The 18,952-nt window shown below is 72.5% G+C and carries 20 protein-coding genes; 14 read left to right on the top strand and 6 right to left on the bottom strand.

The features are described 5' to 3' along the window. Positions 1-51: 51 nt before the first annotated feature. The 4 genes from rfbA to LADH09A_RS19380 all read left to right on the top strand — a co-directional run bounded on the left by rfbA (position 52) and on the right by LADH09A_RS19380 (position 3,285). The gene (gene rfbA, locus LADH09A_RS19395; protein ID WP_238646880.1) at positions 52-942 is read left to right on the top strand and encodes a glucose-1-phosphate thymidylyltransferase RfbA; all 891 of its coding nucleotides are present in this window, start codon (positions 52-54) and stop codon (positions 940-942) included. Beyond that, on the top strand, positions 939-1,562 hold the full coding sequence (rfbC, locus tag LADH09A_RS19390) for a dTDP-4-dehydrorhamnose 3,5-epimerase (RefSeq protein WP_238646879.1): 624 nt from the start codon (positions 939-941) through the stop codon (positions 1,560-1,562). The genes rfbA and rfbC overlap by 4 nt, the downstream gene beginning before the upstream one ends. Positions 1,563-1,630: 68 nt before the next feature. Then, positions 1,631-2,989 (top strand): Pup--protein ligase, encoded by a 1,359-nt coding sequence (pafA, locus tag LADH09A_RS19385; protein WP_238646878.1) that lies wholly within the window; start codon positions 1,631-1,633, stop codon positions 2,987-2,989. A 101-nt stretch (positions 2,990-3,090) separates the two neighbouring features. Further along, the gene (locus tag LADH09A_RS19380) at positions 3,091-3,285 is read left to right on the top strand and encodes a hypothetical protein (RefSeq protein WP_238646877.1); all 195 of its coding nucleotides are present in this window, start codon (positions 3,091-3,093) and stop codon (positions 3,283-3,285) included. A gap of 143 nt (positions 3,286-3,428) precedes the next feature. Here the strand turns inward: LADH09A_RS19380 and LADH09A_RS19375 are convergent, their stop codons facing one another. After that, a complete protein-coding gene (locus LADH09A_RS19375) occupies positions 3,429-4,514 on the bottom strand; it encodes a DUF3866 family protein (protein WP_238646876.1) in 1,086 nt (361 codons plus the stop codon). Positions 4,515-4,575: 61 nt separating this feature from the next. Continuing rightward, complete coding sequence (locus tag LADH09A_RS19370) at positions 4,576-5,583, bottom strand: cation diffusion facilitator family transporter (protein ID WP_238646875.1); 1,008 nt, start codon at positions 5,581-5,583, stop codon at positions 4,576-4,578. Between the two features lie 117 nt (positions 5,584-5,700). Here LADH09A_RS19370 and LADH09A_RS19365 point away from each other — a divergent pair, with 117 nt between their 5' ends. The 6 genes from LADH09A_RS19365 to LADH09A_RS19340 all read left to right on the top strand — a co-directional run bounded on the left by LADH09A_RS19365 (position 5,701) and on the right by LADH09A_RS19340 (position 10,503). Then, positions 5,701-6,699, top strand: coding sequence for a helix-turn-helix transcriptional regulator (locus tag LADH09A_RS19365; protein WP_238646874.1), 999 nt, complete (start codon positions 5,701-5,703; stop codon positions 6,697-6,699). After that, complete coding sequence (locus LADH09A_RS19360; RefSeq protein ID WP_238646873.1) at positions 6,696-7,742, top strand: helix-turn-helix transcriptional regulator; 1,047 nt, start codon at positions 6,696-6,698, stop codon at positions 7,740-7,742. Before LADH09A_RS19365 ends, LADH09A_RS19360 begins: the two co-directional genes overlap by 4 nt. A 10-nt stretch (positions 7,743-7,752) precedes the next feature. Then, positions 7,753-7,998, top strand: coding sequence for a hypothetical protein (locus LADH09A_RS19355; RefSeq protein WP_238646872.1), 246 nt, complete (start codon positions 7,753-7,755; stop codon positions 7,996-7,998). Positions 7,999-8,155: 157 nt separating this feature from the next. Continuing rightward, complete coding sequence (gene tatA, locus LADH09A_RS19350) at positions 8,156-8,470, top strand: Sec-independent protein translocase subunit TatA (protein WP_238646871.1); 315 nt, start codon at positions 8,156-8,158, stop codon at positions 8,468-8,470. Between the two features lie 18 nt (positions 8,471-8,488). Continuing rightward, entirely contained in the window at positions 8,489-9,442 is a 954-nt protein-coding gene (gene tatC / locus LADH09A_RS19345; protein ID WP_238646870.1) for a twin-arginine translocase subunit TatC, read from the top strand. Positions 9,443-9,588: 146 nt separating this feature from the next. Then, on the top strand, positions 9,589-10,503 hold the full coding sequence (locus LADH09A_RS19340) for a diacylglycerol kinase (RefSeq protein WP_372492311.1): 915 nt from the start codon (positions 9,589-9,591) through the stop codon (positions 10,501-10,503). Here the strand turns inward: LADH09A_RS19340 and LADH09A_RS19335 are convergent. Continuing rightward, positions 10,466-11,383 (bottom strand): EamA family transporter, encoded by a 918-nt coding sequence (locus LADH09A_RS19335; RefSeq protein WP_372492310.1) that lies wholly within the window; start codon positions 11,381-11,383, stop codon positions 10,466-10,468. The genes LADH09A_RS19340 and LADH09A_RS19335 overlap by 38 nt on opposite strands. Positions 11,384-11,531: 148 nt before the next feature. On the opposite strand from LADH09A_RS19335, the gene LADH09A_RS19330 reads away from it, so the two are divergent. After that, on the top strand, positions 11,532-11,840 hold the full coding sequence (locus LADH09A_RS19330) for a hypothetical protein (RefSeq protein ID WP_238646867.1): 309 nt from the start codon (positions 11,532-11,534) through the stop codon (positions 11,838-11,840). Continuing rightward, positions 11,837-12,235: a PIN domain-containing protein gene (locus tag LADH09A_RS19325; protein WP_238646866.1), complete on the top strand. Its 399-nt coding sequence runs from the start codon at positions 11,837-11,839 to the stop codon at positions 12,233-12,235. Before LADH09A_RS19330 ends, LADH09A_RS19325 begins: the two co-directional genes overlap by 4 nt. Before the next feature lie 18 nt (positions 12,236-12,253). Here LADH09A_RS19325 and LADH09A_RS19320 read toward each other — a convergent pair whose 3' ends face one another. Continuing rightward, positions 12,254-13,021: an HAD family hydrolase gene (locus LADH09A_RS19320; RefSeq protein ID WP_238646865.1), complete on the bottom strand. Its 768-nt coding sequence runs from the start codon at positions 13,019-13,021 to the stop codon at positions 12,254-12,256. A gap of 86 nt (positions 13,022-13,107) precedes the next feature. Here LADH09A_RS19320 and LADH09A_RS19315 point away from each other — a divergent pair, with 86 nt between their 5' ends. Both LADH09A_RS19315 and LADH09A_RS19310 read left to right on the top strand, forming a co-directional pair. Next, complete coding sequence (locus tag LADH09A_RS19315; RefSeq protein ID WP_238646864.1) at positions 13,108-15,909, top strand: DEAD/DEAH box helicase; 2,802 nt, start codon at positions 13,108-13,110, stop codon at positions 15,907-15,909. Positions 15,910-16,075: 166 nt separating this feature from the next. Next, positions 16,076-16,960 (top strand): MHYT domain-containing protein, encoded by an 885-nt coding sequence (locus tag LADH09A_RS19310; RefSeq protein WP_238646863.1) that lies wholly within the window; start codon positions 16,076-16,078, stop codon positions 16,958-16,960. A 32-nt stretch (positions 16,961-16,992) separates the two neighbouring features. On the opposite strand, the gene LADH09A_RS19305 is transcribed toward LADH09A_RS19310, so the two are convergent. Continuing rightward, the gene (locus LADH09A_RS19305) at positions 16,993-17,862 is read right to left on the bottom strand and encodes an endonuclease/exonuclease/phosphatase family protein (protein ID WP_238646862.1); all 870 of its coding nucleotides are present in this window, start codon (positions 17,860-17,862) and stop codon (positions 16,993-16,995) included. A 132-nt stretch (positions 17,863-17,994) separates the two neighbouring features. Further along, positions 17,995-18,933, bottom strand: a complete 939-nt coding sequence (locus LADH09A_RS19300; RefSeq protein WP_238646861.1) for an NHL repeat-containing protein — start codon at positions 18,931-18,933, stop codon at positions 17,995-17,997. Between the last annotated feature and the right edge of the window lie 19 nt (positions 18,934-18,952).

Raw genomic sequence — 18,952 nt, 5'->3', positions numbered from 1 at the left:
CGGGACGCGACCCGTCGCACGTGTCGCAGCCGTGCCGCTAGGATTCCCCGGGTGCGTGGAATCCTACTTGCTGGCGGCACCGGCTCCCGGCTCTGGCCGATCACCCGGGCGGTCTCGAAGCAGCTGATGCCGGTCTTCGACAAGCCGATGGTGTATTACCCCCTCTCCACCCTGGTGATGGCCGGGGTCCAGGAGATCCTGGTGATCACCACGCCGGACGACCAGGACCAGTTCCGTCGGCTGCTCGGCGACGGCAGCCAGTTCGGGCTGCGGCTGGAGTACGTCAGCCAGGAGCGCCCGGAGGGCATCGCGCAGGCGTTCATCCTCGGTGCGGACTTCATCGGCGACGAGTCGGTGGCGCTGGTCCTCGGCGACAACATCTTCCACGGCGTCGGTCTGGGCCGGCAGCTCGCCCAGCACGGTGACCCGGTCGGCGGGCGGGTCTTCGCCTACCAGGTGGCCAACCCGCAGGAGTACGGCGTGGTCGACTTCGACGACGAGGGTCGGGTGCTCTCGATCGAGGAGAAGCCGGCCCGGCCGAAGTCCCGGTACGCGGTACCGGGTCTGTACTTCTACGACAACCGGGTCGTGGACATCGCCCGCAAGCTCACCCCGAGCGCCCGCGGCGAGCTGGAGATCACCGCGGTCAACGAGGTGTACCGGGAGACCGGCGAGCTGTCGGTGACCGTGCTGGATCGGGGCACCGCCTGGCTGGACACGGGCACGTTCACCTCGATGATGCAGGCGGCCGAGTTCGTGCGGGTGGTCGAGGAGCGGCAGGGTCTGAAGATCGGCTGTGTCGAGGAGGTGGCCTGGCGGGCCGGCCTCATCGACGACGACCAGCTGCGCGCGCTCGCCGCGCCGTTGACCAAGAGTGGCTACGGCGACTACCTGCTCGGCCTGCTGGCCGAGCAGGACGGCGAGCACGAGGCGGCCTGGTGAAGATCCGGGAGTTGAGCATCGAGGGCGCCTGGGAGATCACGCCCCAGCAGCACGGTGACCCGCGCGGCATGTTCATGGAGTGGTACCGCTTCGACAAGCTCGCCGAGGCGGTGGGCCACCCGATGCGGCTGGCCCAGGCCAACCTGTCGGTCTCCGCGCGTGGTGTGGTCCGCGGCGTCCACTTCGCCGACGTTCCGCCCGGGCAGGCCAAGTACGTCACCTGTGTGCGCGGCGCGGTCCTCGACGTGATCGTAGATCTTCGGGTGGGTTCGCCGACGTTCGGCCGCTGGGAGGGCGTCCGCCTGGACGACACCGACCGCCGGGCGGTCTACCTCAGCGAGGGGTTGGGGCACGGTTTCTGCGCGCTGACCGACGACGCGACACTGAGCTATCTCTGCTCGGCCAGCTACAACCCGACCGGTGAGCACGCGGTGCACCCGCTGGACGAGGAGTTGGGCATCGAGTGGCCCGCCGACGTCCCACTGCTGTCCGCCCGCGACGACGCGGCGCCGACTCTGGCGCAGGCCCGCGAGCGGGGTCTGCTGCCGGAGTACGACACCTGTCAGCGGTTCGTGGCGAGCCTCGGGCCGGACGGTATGTCGCACTCAACCGGTATGTGACCACGCCCGGAGCACGACCTGTGGTGTGACAGTGACGAACCGGGCCTCCGGGCGGCTAATGTCACACCATGGAGCGGCGAATCTTCGGCCTCGAGACCGAGTACGGCGTCACCTGCACCTATCGCGGGCAGCGGCGGCTGTCCCCGGACGAGGTCGCGCGGTATCTGTTCCGACGCGTGGTCTCCTGGGGTCGGTCGAGCAACGTCTTCCTGCGCAATGGGGCCCGGCTCTACCTGGACGTCGGGTCGCATCCGGAGTACGCGACTCCGGAGTGCGACTCGGTGACCGATCTCGTCGCCCACGACCGGGCTGGCGAGCGGATCCTGGAGGGCCTGCTGGTCGACGCGGAGAAGCGACTGCACGACGAGGGCATCGCGGGTGAGATCTACCTGTTCAAGAACAACACCGACTCGGCCGGCAACTCGTACGGCTGCCACGAGAACTACCTGGTCTCCCGGCACGGCGAGTTCGGCCGGCTCGCCGACGTACTCATCCCGTTCCTGGTCACCCGGCAGTTGATCTGCGGGGCTGGCAAGGTCCTGCAAACCCCGCGCGGCGCGGTCTACTGCCTGTCGCAGCGGGCCGAGCACATCTGGGAGGGCGTCTCCTCGGCGACCACCCGCAGCCGTCCGATCATCAACACCCGCGACGAGCCGCACGCCGACGCCGAGCGCTACCGGCGGCTGCACGTGATCGTCGGTGACTCCAACATGAACGAGGTCACCACGCTGCTCAAGGTCGGCACCGCCGACATCGTGCTGCGGATGATCGAGGCCGGGGTGGTGATGCGCGACCTGTCCCTGGAGAACCCGATCCGGGCGATCCGGGAGGTGTCGCACGACATCACCGGCCGGCGCAAGGTGCGGTTGGCCTCCGGCAAGGAGGTCAGCGCCCTGGACATCCAGCAGGAATACCTGTCCAAGGCCACCGAGTTCGTCGAGCGCCGCGGCGGCGACCAGGCCGCGAAGCGGGTCGTCGAGCTGTGGGGTCGGGTGCTCAACGCGGTGGAGAGCGGCGACCTGGAGCCGGTCTCGCGGGAAATCGACTGGGTCAGCAAACTGCGGCTCATCGAGCGCTACCAGCGCAAGCACGACCTGCCGCTGTCGCACCCCCGGGTGGCGCAGATGGACCTGGCCTACCACGACGTGCGTCGCGGTCGGGGCCTCTACGGGCTGCTGGAGCGCCGCGGTGAGGTCGACCGGGTGACCACCGACCCGGAGATCTTCGAGGCGAAGGAGACCCCGCCGCAGACCACGCGGGCCCGGCTGCGCGGCGAGTTCATCCGGCACGCCCAGGAGAAGCGGCGCGACTTCACCGTCGACTGGGTGCACCTGAAGCTCAACGACCAGGCGCAGCGCACCGTGCTCTGCAAGGATCCGTTCCGGGCGTACGACGAGCGGGTGGAGCGGCTGATCGCCAGCATGTGACCGGTGTGCCGACCCCGGCGGCGGTGTGCGTCGTCGGGGTCGGCCTGCCGGGCGGGCTCAGCGGCGCGCCAGGCGCGGCGGCCCGCTAAGCTGGGTCCGCCATGACGACTTCTGGACCTTCCGACCGCTCCGAGCGCGGCACCGAGCGGCAGAACTGGGTCGAACGCCGGCGCGACAAGATCCGCGCCGAGGTCGACCGCAACCGGCGCGGTGAATACACCGTCCCGACGTGGGTGCTGGCCCTGGCCCTGCTGCTCATCGTGGGCGGCTGGCTAGCGCTGATCTTCCTGGCCTAACCCCACCCCACCCCCACCCCCACCCCACCCCACCCCCAGCTCGCGTTGATCATGAAGTTATTGCCGTGACACGCCGAGGAGGCGGGCCATAACTTCATGATCAACCGCGGCGGTGGGCAGGCGCGGGGTCAAGGTTGGGGGGGTTAGGGCAGCAGGGTTGCGGCGTGGCGGCCGGCCGCAGCGGCGGCCAGGAAGTACGCGTGGTCGGCGTCGAGGCCGCGGCCCATGGTGGACAGCGGCACGGCGCTGGCGCGCAAGGCGGCGTCGAGACCGGTCGTGGGCACCCGGACGATCCGGTGCCGGGCCGCCAGGGGGGCCAGCGACGCGTCCACCTCCGCGAGCAGCGCCGGGGTCAGGCCGTCGGGCACCACCAGCTCCGCCGGGGCGAGCGCCACCCGGCCGTACGCGGTCAGGCTGTGGTGCGACACCCCTCGGTGTCGGGGGCGGGGGTCGGCGTCGGAGATGCGCAACGAGCCGACCGGTCGACCGCCCAGCGTGGCGACCGCGTTGACCGCCTCGCCGACGGCGACGCCGGAGAACCCCCACCGGGTGCCGGTGCCCAGATTGCCGGGCCCCTGGGCGACGATGGCCACGTCGGCGCCCAGCACGTACCGGGCGGCAAGCAGGCCGCCGTGCAGGGTGGTGGCCTCCAGGTCACCGCCGAAGGCCTGCCCGACGGTGATCGTGCCGGCCAGTTCGGTCCGCAGCCCGGCGAGGGTGCGGGAGAACCACGCCGGCAGCGCCCCACCGTCGGTGAGCAGGTACGCCACCCGCGCCCGCGGGGCGTCGGCCCGGATGCCGGCCAGGATCGCCGGCAACGCCGAGTGCAGGTCGGCGGTGACCACCGGCAGGCCGCCCAGGTCGTCCGCGTCGGCCAGCACGTCGCGGTGCGGGGACGCCTCCTCGTCGACGCCGAGCAGGATCGGCTGCAACGGCGTGTAGCGGGCCTTGACCAGGTGACCGGCGTCGCGGGTGTCGCCGACCTGCGGCGGGTCCGGCGGCAACCGGTCCGGCAGGGCCACCACCAGGGCGTACCCGCCGGTGCCCAACCCCATCAGCAGCGCACCGGCGTTGAGCAGCACCCGGTCGCCGGGCTGCGGCGTGCCGACCAGCTCGGGGTAGGCCAGCGCCCGCATGTGCGTGCCGTCGGGCAGGTCGACGTCCAGCTCCACCGCCCCGGTCCACTGCCGTCGCAGCGCCGCCACCGTCCCCGTACGCCATCGCACCATGACGGGCACGCTAGCCGCGCGCGCCCGGCGGCCCGCGCCCGGGTGCTGCCGGGCGGCTCGTTCAGGGGCGCTCGGGCCCGTCGTCGTTCTGCGGGGCCGGCGCGGCCTGGGTGTGCCGGGCCCGGCCGGTGGCGCCGGGCAGCGAGCGCGTGGGGTCGAGGAACACGTAGCGGATCTCCGGGTACCGCCCGGTGAGCCGTCGTTCGGCCTCGTCGGCGGCGGCCTCGATGGCCGCGCCGGTGGCCTCGTCGCTGAAGTCGACCTTCGCGGCGACCAGGATGTCCTCCGGGCCGAGCTGCATGGTCATCAGGGTGTCGATGCGCTCCACCTCGGGAAGCCCGGTCAACTCCTGCTCGATCTCGTGGCGCAGACGCTCCGGGACGGCCCGACCGACCAGCAGCGACAGGTTGTTGGCGGCGAGGATCCCGGCGACCGTCAGCAGCAGGAGCCCGATCAGGATCGACGCGACGCCGTCCCACACCTCGTCGCCGGTGGCGTGGGACAGGCCGACGCCTGCCCCGGCCAGCAGCAGACCGATCAGGGCCGCGCTGTCCTCCAGGAAGACCGCCTTGACGGTGGTGTCGGCGGTCAGTCGCAGGAAGCGTCGGGGAGTGGTCCCCCAGCGTTGCGACTCGCTGCGGACCTGTCGCAGGGCCCGGGCCAGGGAGATCGACTCGATGACGAACGACACCGCCAGGACGATGTACGAGACCAGGTAGTCGCCGCTGTGCTCGTGCACCAGGATCGTGGTGACACCGTGGGTGACGGCGAAGCCGGCGCCGGCGACGAAGGTGAACATCGCCGCGAAGAACGCCCAGACGTAGCTCTCCTTGCCGTACCCGAAGGGGTGGCGCTGGTCCGCCGGCCGGGAGCCGCGGCGCAGCGCCTGGTAGAGCAGCACCTCGGTGGTGGTGTCGGCGACCGAGTGCGCCGCCTCGGAGAGCATGGCGGCCGAGCCGGAGATCACCCCGGCGACCAGTTTGGCGATCGCGATGGCGAGGTTGGCGGCGCCCGCGACGATCACGGTGCCGACGCTCTCGCTCTCCGGCCTGGCGTCCCCTTGCGACATGAGGATCACCCTATGACCGGAGACGGCGACGCGCCGGGGGAGGCCCGATCCGAACAAGTGTGCGGCACGCCCGCGCGGGTGCACGTCGTGGGCACGTCGACTGCTAGCGTCTACCGCGTGTCGCGGACCCGCACCGAACGCCTGGTCAACCTGGTGATCTGTCTGCTGTCCACGCGACGGTTCCTGACCGCCGCGCAGATCGCCGCGACCGTGCCCGGCTACGAGCACGATCCCGACGACGCGCGCGACCACGAAGCGTTCCAGCGCAAGTTCGAGCGGGACAAGGCCGAGCTGCGTGAGCTGGGTGTGCCACTGGAGACCGGCACGGCGAGCGCCTTCGACGCCGAGCCCGGCTACCGGATCGCCCACCGCGAGTACGCGCTGCCCGACATCCTCCTGGAGCCGGACGAGGCCGCCGCCGTCGGCATCGCGGCACGCCTGTGGCAGCACGCCGGGCTGGCCGCCGCCGCGTCGTCCGGGCTGGCCAAGCTGCGTGCCGCCGGCGTGGACGTGGACCCACAGGCCACCCTCGGCCTGGAGCCGATGGTCACCGTCGACCCGGCGTTCGCGCCGCTCACCGCGGCCGCCCGCGACCGCCGCGAGGTCGGGTTCGACTACCGGGTACCCGACCGGGACGCGCCCAGCCGGCGGCGACTGCAACCGTGGGGCGTGGTCTGCTGGCGCGGCCGGTGGTATGTGGTCGGCCACGACCTGGACCGGGCGGCGACCCGATGCTTCCGGCTGTCCCGGGTCGTCGGCACGGTCCGGGTGACCGGCACGCCCGACGCGTACGAGCCGCCGGCCAACGTCGACCTGATCAGCCACGTGGCCCGTTGGTCGGGTCCGGTGGAGCGCACCGGCCGGGCCACCGTCCTGGCCGCGCCGGGCCGTGCCGCCGGGCTGCGCCGCTGGGCGGTGGAGGTGACCACCGGGCCGGACGGTGACCGGCTGGTCCTGCCGTACGCGGACCCGGACGGGCTGGCCGGCCACCTCGTCGGATACGGCCCGGACGTGCGGGTGCTCGACCCGCCGGAGGTCCGCGAGGCCGTCATCCAACGACTCAAGGAGATCGCCGTCCGACACGACGAGCTGGCCGTCAGCGGGGGTGCCCGGTGACCCGCCCGGCCGCCCGGGGCGGCTCCCGCGCGTCCGCCGACCGGCTGGCCCGGCTGCTCAACCTGGTGCCCTACCTGCTGGCCCGGCCCGGCATCGAGATCGCCGAGGCGGCCGGTGACCTGGGCGTCACCGAGCGGCAGCTCCGGGAGGACCTGGAGCTGCTCTGGGTGTGCGGGCTGCCCGGCTACGGCCCCGGTGACCTGATCGACATGGCGTTCGACGGTGATCGGGTGACCATCACCTACGACGCCGGCATCGACCGGCCGCTGCGGCTCACCCCGGACGAGGCCCTCGCGCTGGTCGTGGCGTTGCGGATGCTGGCCGAGACGCCCGGGGTGGCCAACCGGGAGGCCGTGGAACGGGCCCTGGCGAAGATCGAGGACGCGGGGGACCTGGTGGGTGCGCCGGTGGCGGTCCGGCTGCCGGGCGACACCCGGCGGGTCGAGGCGCTGCGTGCCGCCGTGGAGGGCGGGAAGGCGCTGCGGATCACCTACTACACGGCAGCCCGGGACGAGACCACCGACCGCGTCATCGACCCGCTGCGGATGCTGATGGTCGGCGGCCGGGCGTACGTCGAGGCGTGGTGTCGGCGCGCGGAGGCGGTCCGACTGTTCCGGGCCGACCGGATCGACGCGATCAGCGAGCTGGCCGAGCCGGCCACCGTGCCGCCGCAGGCCGTCCCGCACGACCTCACCGAGGGGGTCTTCCGCCCCTCGCCCGACCTGCCGCTGATCACGCTGCGCATCGGCCGCAGCGAGCGGTGGATCACCGAGTACTACCCGTGTGAGCGCGTCGAGGCCGGCGACGGCGACCAGTGGCTCGTGTCGCTTCGGGTCACCGACCTGGGGTGGGCGCGCCGGTTCGTGCTGGGCCTCGGCCCGGACGCCACCGTGGTCGCTCCGGTCGAGCTGGCCGAGCAGGTGCGGGCGACGGCGGCCGCCGCCCTGGACGCGTACGCCGTGCCCACCCCGACCCGGCAGCCCGAGACCGACCCGGAGGTCGCGCCGTCGGGTGACCCGGCGGTGGCCGGCCGCACCCAGTAGGCTGACCGCCGTGCTGATCTGGATCGTGCTCGCCGTGGTGCTGCTTCCCCTCGTGGCGCTGGCGCTGGCCGTGCGCCCGGTGCTGACCCGCCTGCCCGGGCTGCGCCGCGCCGCCGTGGCGTTGCAGCGGCGGGCGGTCGAGGCCGAGGCGCTGCGGGAGACCGCCGAGGCGTTGCAGCAGCGCGCCGAGGGCGTGCAACGCCAACTCGACACCACGTCCGGGCGACTCGCGCTGATCAAGGCCAAGCGCAGCTGACCAACCGGTCGTTCGGGTTGTTGACGGATCATCCCGGGTTGGTCAAGACTTCACCCTCCGGGCCAGACCATCACCACCCGGCGGGTGGCGGGCAGCCGATCCGCACGTACGATGGGCTGCGTACCACCCCTCGGACACAGACCGACTGGAGCTTCTCATGGGTGCCCTCAAGCCGTGGCACATCGCTGTTCTCGTGGTTGTGCTGATCCTGCTCTTCGGTGCGAAGCGGCTCCCCGACGCGGCCCGTTCGCTGGGTCGGTCGCTGCGGATCATCAAGGCCGAGACCAAGAGCCTGCAGGACGACGACCGCGACCTCGCCGAGAAGGCCGACGCGCAGGCCGGCTACCAGCCGTTGCCGCCGCACGCCGGGCAGCAGGCGCCGTACACCGGGCAGCCGCAGCAGGCGCCCTACCAGCAGGCGCCGACGCAGCAGCCGGTCGTCGACCCGGTGCACCGCGTCCGCGACAACTGACCGAAGGGCCCCACCACCGTGGCCTTCGCACTGCGTAAACGCGCCCCAAAGGCGTTCGAGCGGGCCGCCGACGGCTCGATGACGCTCATCGAGCACGTCCGCGAACTGCGCAACCGCCTGTTCCGCGCCTCGCTGGCGATCATGCTCGGCTTCGGCGTGGGCATCTGGCTGGCGACGCCGGTCCGGATCCTGTTGTCGGAGCCGTACTGCAGCCTCGACGCCTCGCTCGACCCGGTCACCGGCAAGTGCAAGTTCGTCCAGCTCGGTGTCGCGGACGTCTTCCTGCTGAACCTGAAGATCGGTCTGTGGGTGGGCCTGATCATCGCGGCGCCCATCTGGCTCTACCAGCTCTGGGCGTTCATCGCGCCGGGCCTGCACCGGCACGAGCGGCGTTACGCGTACATCTTCACGGCTCTGGCCGCGCCGCTGTTCGCGGCCGGCGCGGTCCTGGCCTTCTTCGTCACCACCAAGGGCCTCGAGTTCCTGCTGAACGTGTCCGGCGACGACATCTCGACGAATCTGGAAGTCACCCGGTACATCTCGTTCGTCACCAATCTGATCCTGCTGTTCGGTGTGGCGTTCGAGTTCCCGCTGATCGTGCTGATGCTCAACTTCGTCGGCATCGCCAGCGCGAAGCGGCTGCTCAGTTGGTGGCGGGTGGCGATCTTCGTGTTCTTCGCCTTCGCCGCCGTGGTCACCCCCACCCCGGACCCGTTCGGGATGACCGCTCTGGCGCTCTGCCTCATCGCGCTCTACTTCGCCGCAGTCGGGGTCGCGTTCATCAACGACCGGCGGCGGGGGCGTGGCAAGGAGGTCTACGCGGGCATCGACGACGACGAGGTGTCGCCGTTGGAGTTCGACAAGGACCCGGTCGTGGCCGGGCAGCGGGTCGACGCGACCGCGCCGATCGGCGTACCCGAGCCGATCGCCAAGCCGGCACCGATCGAACGCCGCTACGACGACATGACCTGACGGCCCCGCGCCGCCCGGTCCACCGACGCCGTCCCCGCTTTCCGGGGGCGGCGTCGGTGCTTCACCCACAGCGCCGACAAAGGGACGGACCGTGAGGTCGCCCGCCCCTGGCGAACGGCGGGTGTCCGACCGGTACGGTGCTGCCCGTGACCGCAGACGATCACCTGCCCGGCCCGGTCGCCGTGCTCGCCAACCCGACCGCTGGTCGAGGGCGGCACCGCGCTCTGCTGCCCCGGCTGCTGGACGGGCTGGCCGCCTCCGGCCGGCCGATCCGCCTGCTGCCGGCGTCGAGCCCCGCCGAGGCGGAGGCGGCGTGCCGTGCCGCGGTCCGCGACGGCGCCGGCGCGCTGGTGGCGATCGGTGGGGACGGCACCGTGCACCGGGCGCTGCAGGCGGTCGCCGGCACCGACGTGCCGTTCGGCCCGATCCCCGCCGGCACGGGCAACGACTTCGCCCTGGACACCGGTTTCCCGGCCGACCCCCTCGCCGCGGTGGCGGTGATCGCCGACGCGGTGCGTGCCGGCCGGACCAGCGCCCTCGACCTGGCGCGGATGACCGGTGCCGACGGCACCGAGCGCTGGTACGGGGCGGTCCTCGCGGCCGGGTTCGACGCGATCGTCAACGAGCGCGCCAACCGGATGCGCTGGCCGCGTGGCCCCCGCCGCTACGACCTGGCGATCCTGGTCGAGCTGGCCCGGCTGCGGCCCCGCCGCTACACGCTGCGCCTCGACGGGGTGCCGCACGAGCTGGACGCGGTGCTGGTGGCGGTGGGCAACTGCCCGACGTACGGCGGCGGGATGCGGATCTGCCCCGACGCCGACCCGACCGACGGGCTGCTCGACGTGGTGGTGGCGGGTCGGGTCGACCGGCGGACCCTGATCCGGGTGAAGCCGCGTATCTACCAGGGCACCCACGTCAGCCATCCGCTGGTGCGCAGCTTCCGCGCCCGCACCGTGGAGTTGGCCGCCGAGGGCATCACCTCGTACGCCGACGGGGAACGCTCGCTGCGCCTGCCGGTGACGATCAGCGCCGTCCCGGGCGCCCTGCGGCTGTTGCGTTGACCCGTACCGCCCCGATGCTGGCCGCGATGACCAGCACGATGGCGGCGCACTCCAGCAGGGTCAGGGCCTGTCGCAGCACCAACCACCCGGCGAGTGTGGCGACGGCCGGGCCGAGGCTCATCAGCACCGCGAAGGTGGCGGTGGGCATCCGCCGCAGCGCCAGCAGCTCCAGCGTGTAGGGCAGCCCGGAGGCGAGCACCGCGAGGGCGGCGCCGAGCGCCAGCACCGGCGGCTCGAGCAGCACCGCGCCGCCGTCGACGATGCCCAGCGGCAGGGTGACCAGCGCGGCGAGGGTCAGCGCCAGGGCCAGACCGTCGGCGCCCGGGAACCGGCTGCCGACCCGCGCGCTCAGCACGATGTAGGAGGCCCACATGGCTCCTGCGCCGAACGCGAAGGCCACCCCGACCGGGTCCAGTCGGTCGAAGCCGCCCTGGCCGAGCAGTGCCACCCCGGCCAGTGCCAGCCCCGCCCAGCCCCAGCTGGCGAGTCGTCGGGCGGAGAACACCGACAGCGCCAGCGGGCCGAGCACCTCCAGCGTCACCGCCGGACCCAGCGGGATGCGTTCGATGGCCTGGTAGAACAGCGAGTTCATGCCGGCCAGCGCCAGCCCGAACGCGCCCGCCGCGAGCCAGGCCGACCGGTCGTGGCCGCGCAGCCGGGGTCGGCACACGACCAGCAGCAGCACCGCCGAGATTGTCAACCGCAGGGTCACCGCGCCGGCCACCCCGGTACGGGGAAAGAGCAACGCGGCCACCGCGGAGCCGAACTGCACCGACAGGGCCCCGCCGAGCACCAGGCCCACGGCGGCGACGCCACCGCGCCGGGCCGGTGGCGCGTCGGCCGGTGGTGGCGTGGGCAGCAGGATCTCGGTCACGGGCACGACGGTAGGCCGCCCCTTACGGCCATCCTTCGGCGGGTCCACCCGCCGGAAGGTCCGGCTCGTGGTGAGGACCGAGTTCCGCTGCCGTACGCCTCGACACGTCGGTAGGTGTTCGCCAACGTGGTGCTACCGGCGTACGGTCCCTGGTATGACCAGTGCGATGCGGAAGCTGTCGATCTCCGTGCCACCCGACGTGGCCGAGCGGCTGGAGCGCGAGTCGAATGCCAGCGCCTACATCACCCAGGCCGTCCGTGACCGGATGCGGCTGGACGCTCTGGACGCGGAGCTTGCCCACCAAGGCATCGCGATCACCGAGCAGGGGGTGGCCGAGGCGCGTGCCCGCCGGGCTGCCGTTGAGGCCGAATGGTCGCCCGAGCGCCGCAGCGCCCTTCGCGAGCGGGCCCGTCAGCACGGGCTCGACGCGGCCGCCGGGGCGCTCGAACAACCCGCGGCGTGAGCCCCGAGGACGACCGACCGGTCCGGCTCGTACTGGATCGGTCGGCACTGCTGGCGTACCTGGCGGGATCGGTGCACGTCGGGGAGCCGCTGCACGAGGTCATCCAGGACCGCAACAGGTTCGGCGTCACCGCCGTGACCGCGGCGGAGACGCTGGCGATCGTCAGTGACCCGAAGGAACGGGCGACACTGCACCGGTTGCTGAGCCTGGACGCCTGCGAGGTGCTCTCGACCGACGGGCACTCCTGGCACGAACTCAGCTTCTGGCGGACGGTGACGGGCCGTGCCGATCTGGCCACCACAGCGCTGGCCGTCCTCGAACACGACGCCTCGATCCTCACCGGGGAGGATCGGTACGGCGACGGCGAACTACCGGTGATCCACATTCCCGACTGACGACACACGGACCGCCGGTCAGGACGGCAGGGCCAGGTCGAGCACCGCGCCCAGCCCGTTCTCCCGGCCCGGCTCGGCCGCAGGCAGCACCAGCGCCGCGCAGCCGGCGGTGACCGCGCCCGCGTCGGCCGGTGTGTCACCGACCATCAGCGTCTGTTCCGGGTCGACACCGAGCATCCCGCAGGCCCGCCAGAAGATCGCCGGGTCGGGCTTGCAGCGCCCCACCTCGTAGGAGAGCACGAACGCGCCGACCAGGTCGGTCAACCCCCACGTGTCGAAGTGCGGCCGCAGGTCGAAGCCGATGTTGCTGACCACGGCCACCGGCACCCCGGCGTCGCGCAGTGCGGTCAGCGTGGGCGCGGTGTCCGCGTACGGTAGCCACCCCTCGGCGGTCAGCAGCCGCTCGTAGAGCGCGTCGGCGAAACCCTCGATGCCCGCGTCGACCGTCTCGGCCAGCCCGGTGTACGCGCCCCGGTGGGCGTGTTGGTAGAGGTCCCGGTCGGCCCACAACTCGGCCAGCCGGGGTGGCACCCGCGCCGGTAGGGGCCCTCCGGCACGCCCGGCGGTGAGTAGCCGGTCGGCCAGCGAGGTGGCCCGGACCCGGTCCAGGGTGACCCCGCACGCCGCGGCGGCCTCCAGCACCCACTGCCGGGGCTCCTCCACCTGGGCCAGCGTGCCGTGGAAGTCGAAGAGCACCGCCTTCACGGGCCGTCGGGACGCCCGCGGGGCGGCGGCCTCGGCGTTTCCCGGCGAAGGGGTGTGGGGCGGTTCGGCATGGTCCGGCACGCCGTGCACCCTACCGACCGCCCCCGATGGCGACTCCGGACGGCCTTGTCGGGTGCCGTGTCCGGGCACGCACTAATCTTGGTGTCATGTCGAGTCCCGCCGAGCGGTACGCAGCGGCGCGCCGCCGGGCCGCGCAGGCCTCACAGTTTCCCGCGCTGGACGAGTTCGCCCTTGACCTGGGGTTCGACCTCGACGACTTTCAGCGGGAGGCGTGCCAGTCGCTGGAGCGGGGCAGCGGTGTGCTGGTCTGCGCCCCCACCGGGGCCGGTAAGACGGTGGTCGGTGAGTTCGCGGTCCACCTGGCGTTGCGCGGGCGGCCCAACGATCCGGTGGTCGCCGACGACGCGGCGACCCCGCCGGCCCGGCGTAAGTGCTTCTACACCACGCCGATCAAGGCGCTGTCCAACCAGAAGTACCACGACCTGGTCTCCCGCTACGGCGCCGAGCAGGTTGGTCTGCTGACCGGCGACAACGCGATCAACGGTGACGCGCCCGTGGTGGTGATGACCACCGAGGTGCTGCGCAACATGCTCTACGCGGGCTCCAGCACCCTGCAGGGGCTGGCGTACGTGGTGATGGACGAGGTGCACTACCTGGCCGACCGGTTCCGTGGCGGGGTGTGGGAAGAGGTGATCATCCACCTGCCCGCCTCGGTCACCCTGGTCTCGTTGTCGGCGACGGTCTCCAACGCCGAGGAGTTCGCCGACTGGCTGGTCACCGTGCGCGGTGAGACGTCGGTGGTGGTCAGCGAGCACCGGCCGGTGCCGTTGTGGCAGCACATGCTGGTCGGCAAGCGGATGTTCGACCTGTTCCACGACGCCGACGCCGCCCGCAAGCACGACGTGCACCCGGAGCTGCTGCGCTACACCCGGGAGACCGCGCGGCGGTTGGAGTTGGGCGAGGGGCGCAGCGCCGGGCCCGGTGCCGGTCGGCGTGGCCCTCGCTGGCGTGGCCCGATGCGCCCGGACATCGTCGACCGACTGGACCGCGAGGGTCTGCTCCCGGCGATCCTGTTCATCTTCAGTCGGGCCGGTTGCGCCGCCGCGGTGCAGCAGTGTCTCGCCGCCGGGCTGCGGCTCACCTCGCCCGACGAGCGGGCCGAGATCCGCCGGGTCGTCGAGTCGCGGGTCACGGCCATCCCCGGCGAGGACCTGACGGTCCTGGGCTACTGGGAGTGGCTCGACGGCCTGGAGCGCGGCCTGGCCTCCCACCACGCCGGCATGTTGCCGGTGTTCAAGGAGATCGTCGAGGAGTTGTTCGTCCGCGGCCTGGTCAAGGCGGTCTTCGCCACCGAGACGCTGGCGCTGGGCATCAACATGCCGGCCCGCTGCGTCGTCCTGGAACGGCTGGTCAAGTACAACGGCGAGGCGCACGTCGACCTGACCCCGGGGGAGTACACGCAGCTCACCGGGCGCGCCGGCCGTCGGGGCATCGACGTGGAGGGGCACGCCGTCGTGGTGTGGTCCCCGGAGACCGACCCACGGCAGGTGGCCGGGCTCGCGTCCACCCGCACCTACCCGCTGCGCTCCAGCTTCCGGCCCTCGTACAACATGGCGGTGAACCTGGTCGGCACGGTCGGCGTGGAGCCGGCCCGGGCCCTGCTGGAGTCCTCGTTCGCCCAGTTCCAGGCGGACCGGTCGGTGGTCGGCCTGGCCCGGCAGGTGCAGCGCAACACCGAGACGATCGACGCGTACGGCGCGGAGGCCGCCTGCCACCACGGCGACTTCGACGAGTACTTCGCGCTGCGGGTGGCGATCGCCGACCGGGAGAAGGCCATCGCCCGGCAGGGGCAGACCCAGCGCAAGGCCGCCGCAGTGGCGTCGCTGGAGCGGCTGCGGGTCGGCGACGTGATCCGGGTGCCGTCGGGCCGTCGGGCCGGGCTGGCCGTCGTGCTGGACCCGGCGACCGGTGGGTTCGGTGAGCCCCGGCCACTGGTGCTCACCCAGGACCGCTGGGCCGGGCGGGTCAGCCCCGGCGACTTCACCACCCCGGCCGAGGTGCTGGCCCGGATCCGCGTGCCCAAGCACTTCAACCACCGTTCGCCGGGCGCCCGGCGGGACCTCGCCGCCGAGGTCAGCGGCACCGGCCTGGACCGGCACGGCGGCCGACGGGGTGGCCGTTCCCGACAGGTGGCCGGCGAGGACCACCAGATCACCCAGCTCCGCACCGAGCTGCGTAACCACCCCTGCCACGCCTGCCCGGAGCGGGAGGACCACGCCCGCTGGGCGGAACGGCGTCGGCGGCTGGAGCGCGACACGGAGGAGCTGCGGGAGCGCGTCTCCGGGCGTACCGGTTCCCTCGCCCGAACCTTCGACCGGATCGTCGCGCTGTTGACCGACCGTGGCTACCTCGCTCGCGACGGGGCGGTCACCGACGCGGGGCGGATGCTCGGCCGGATCTGGACCGAGGCGGACCTGCTGGTCGCCGAGTGCCTGCGCCGGGGGGTGTGGAACGGTCTGTCCCCGGCCGAGTTGGCCGCCGCGGTGTCCGTGGTGGTCTTCGAGGCGCGCCGCGACGTGGACGAGCGGGCGTCGCTCCCGCGTGGGCCGGTGGCCGACGCGGTCGACGAGACGTTGAAGTTGTGGGGCGAGATCGAGGCCGACGAGGCGGCGCGCGGGCTGACCGCGACCCGGGAGCCGGATCTCGGTTTCGCCTGGCCGATCTACCGGTGGGCCCGGGGTGAGGTGCTGGCCAAGGTGCTCGGCAGCGGGCACGAGATCGACGGTGAGATGCCCGCCGGTGACTTCGTCCGGTGGGCCCGACAGGTCGTCGACCTGCTCGGTCAGATTGCCGACTCCGGTGGTGCCGCAGCGGAGCTGCGGTCGACCGCTCGACAGGCTATAGCGACCGTCAATCGAGGTGTTCTCGCGTACCACACGTCAGCCTGATCTTTACTCTCAGTGATTTTTGGCGGTTGAATCGACGCAGCGGACGGTCACCGCAACGGCACCCCCCGGATAGCCCGGGGGGCACTGTTGCGCCTGATCACAGCACCCCTGATCATTGCCGAGGCGTCTTGTTGACGCGTCGGTAACGAATGGGGAGAAAGCCGCCGTGGCGGAGATCAATCACTTTGAGTACGGGTGGATCACACCCGCGTTGAGTTATGCGCTGTCCGTGCTCGGCTCGATCCTCGGTCTCGTGTGCGCCGGGCGCATCCGCACGGCGCAGACGAACGGCCAGCGGGCCTGGTGGGGTCTGCTGTCGGCCTGGGCACTGGGCGGCACCGCCATCTGGGCGATGCACTTCATGGCCATGCTCGGGTTCGCCGTCGAGAACACCCGGATCCGCTACGACGTGCCGCTGACCGCGGCCAGTACGGCCATCGCGGTGGTGGCGGTCGGGATCGGCCTGGCCATCGTGGGCACCGGCCGGTTGAACACGGTGCGACTGATCGCCGGTGGCGTCTTCACCGGTGTGGGTGTCGCGTCCATGCACTACACGGGCATGGCGGCGATGCGGCTCAACGGCAGTCTCCAGTACGACACCGTCCGGGTCGCGCTCTCCGTCATCATCGCCGTCGTGGCGTCCACCGTCGCGCTGTGGCTCGCCATGACCGTCCGCCGCGGGCTGGCGATCTTCGCCTCCGCGCTGGTCATGGGCGTCGCCGTGAACGGGATGCACTTCACCGGGATGAGCGCCCTGTCGGTGCACCGCCACGAACGGGCGGGCGAGGTGACCGGTGCCGGGGTGAGCACCTTGCTGGTGCCGATCATGCTGGCGGTGATCTTCGGGGTGGTCGGTCTGCTCTACGCCCTGCTGGCCGCGCCGACCGACGACGACCGGGCCGCCGCGGCGTACCTGGAGGGGCGTCGGCTCCCGGAGCCGGCCGCCGCGCCGCCCGTTGCCGCCCCGGACCCGGTCGGTCTGCGGGCCCGCTCCACCCTCGGCCAGCCCGGTACCCCGTTCCCGTCCCGTCGGGACACGCCGCCCCGCTGACGCTCGACCGGGGCGGACAGGTCGCCGGAGGTTCAGGTCGGCGGGCGTCCGGGCCGGCTGCCGTCGATGACGACGGTGGCCAGCAGCCCGGGGTGGTCGGTGGCCTCCCGCATGGTCACCGACCTGCGGCAACAGAGTGTGATGCCGGTTGTCGCCACGATGTGTTGTCGTGCGCCGTCGTCGACCCGGGAGTGGCCCGGCGGCGCACAGGAGCGTACGTCGGGGTCGGCGTCGGCCCGCAGATTGAGGTCGCCACCGAGCACGGCGGGCCCGGATCCGGTGCTCCTGCGGATCGTCGGCAGGATCGTGTCGAGCAGGTGTCCGCACTGGGCGAGCGCGACGCGGTAGTCGGTGTTGGCCAGGTGCGTGGTGCAGGCGAGCAGGCCGCCGTCGACGTTGACGTCGACGCAGAGCCAGGCCCGCTCCTCCGGGTCGGCGAGGTCCTGCGTCGGGTGGATGCCGCCGTACACGTCGTCGGGGGTGGCCGGAGTCCTGGCGTGGGCGAGCAGCCCGACACCGTACGGCCGGCCGTTGCGGCACCGGGTGTCGGCGCCGCTGGGCCGGTCGCCGGCGGCCTGGAACGCGGACACGACGCTGCGACGCGGGTGGACGGTCTCGAAGACGCTCCGCAGGGCGCTCACGTCGTCCTCGCAGATCTCGTTCAGGGTGACCAGATCGGGCGCCTCGGCCCTGATCACCTCGGAGGCGACGGTGATGGACCGGCCGGTGTAGCAGCCGGCGCGGCCGCTGTTGCAGAGGTTCAGCTGGAGCATCCGCAGGATCGTGGGTCTGCCGGTGTCCGTGGAGCCGGTCACCGTCGGCCCGGCCGGCAGCCCGGCGGCGACGATCAGGAGGCCCACGGCCAGGGCTCGGCGCGGGAACCGGTGAGGACGATTGGCCACGCGCACTCCGGGTGGGGGAGGCGACAGTCGTCGCCGGGGTGCCCGTGATCGTACTCGCGGCCGACCGGCGATCTCACCCCGTGCCGGTTGCCGGTGGGGGCACGCGCGGTGCGCGTACCCCCACCGGGTTGGTCAGCGTGCGCGGACCGCGACGACCGTGTACGGCGTGGTCGGGGTCGGTGGGGTGGTGAAGCGGGCGTTGGGCAGGTAGAGCCGGCCCAGCGCCTTGGCGACGGTCGTGGGGACGTCGAAGGTCGGATCGGTGATGGTGGTGGTGAGCGTTCCGGCGGTGCCGGCGTGGTTGAGCGTGACCACCGCGATCTGGTTGAGACGGTTCTGCACGACGTAGAGGGTGCGGCCGACCAGCAGCAGCCCGTCGCCGTTGGTGAAGGTGTGGCCGGGCACGTCCACGACGGTGCTCACGCCGGTCGCCGGGTCGACGCGGAACAGCGTGCCGGTGTTCGACTGGACGACGATCAACGCCCGGCCGTCGGGTGTGGTGGTGATGCCGTTGAGGTTGACGCCCGTGCCGACCTGCTCGTACGCGCCGGTCAGCGCGATGGTGGTGAAGCCGTCGGCGGGCGGCAGCGCGCCACCGCGGCCGAGCGGCAGCCGGTAGAGCACCGGGCGGTTGGAGTCGGTGAAGTACGCGGCGTGGCGGGTCAGGACCACGTCGTTGACGAACGTCGGGGCGGTGGCGAACTGGTAGCTGGCGAGCACGTCGCCGGTGCGGGTGTCGAGCACGCGGGCGTCGCCGGCCGTGCCGCCGGCGACGAACAGCCGGCCGCGGGTGTCGACCTTCAGGCCGAGCGACGGGGTGCCGGTCGGCGCGCCGACCGCCGTGCCCCGGCCGGTGATCAGGTCGACGCGCTGGATGGCGCCCGTCGCGCGGGAGCCGAAGTAGGCGTACCGGCCGGCGGTGGCGATGCCTTCGGGCTGGAATCCGTCGGGTAGGGCGAGGACGGTGGGTGGCCGGACTCCGGGGTGCGCCTGCGCGGGCGCGACGGCGACCGAGGTCAGGAGGGCGGCGGTCAGGGCGCCGCCGAGGGCGGCCCTGAGGGGTCGGTTCACTGTGCTCCTTCCGGGCGGC

The sequence above is a fragment of the Micromonospora cabrerizensis genome, assembly GCF_022230955.1.
Classification (GTDB): Bacteria; Actinomycetota; Actinomycetes; order Mycobacteriales; family Micromonosporaceae; genus Micromonospora; species Micromonospora cabrerizensis.
This window is presented reverse-complemented; position numbering and strand designations above follow the sequence as displayed.

Coding starts and splice junctions, on each gene's coding strand:
- pafA (WP_238646878.1), top strand. CDS start 1,631: ATGGAGCGGCGAATCTTCGGCCTCGAGACCGAGTACGGCGTCACCTGC.
- LADH09A_RS19380 (WP_238646877.1), top strand. CDS start 3,091: ATGACGACTTCTGGACCTTCCGACCGCTCCGAGCGCGGCACCGAGCGG.
- LADH09A_RS19375 (WP_238646876.1), bottom strand. CDS start 4,514: ATGGTGCGATGGCGTACGGGGACGGTGGCGGCGCTGCGACGGCAGTGG.
- LADH09A_RS19370 (WP_238646875.1), bottom strand. CDS start 5,583: ATGTCGCAAGGGGACGCCAGGCCGGAGAGCGAGAGCGTCGGCACCGTG.
- tatA (WP_238646871.1), top strand. CDS start 8,156: ATGGGTGCCCTCAAGCCGTGGCACATCGCTGTTCTCGTGGTTGTGCTG.
- LADH09A_RS19330 (WP_238646867.1), top strand. CDS start 11,532: ATGACCAGTGCGATGCGGAAGCTGTCGATCTCCGTGCCACCCGACGTG.
- LADH09A_RS19315 (WP_238646864.1), top strand. CDS start 13,108: ATGTCGAGTCCCGCCGAGCGGTACGCAGCGGCGCGCCGCCGGGCCGCG.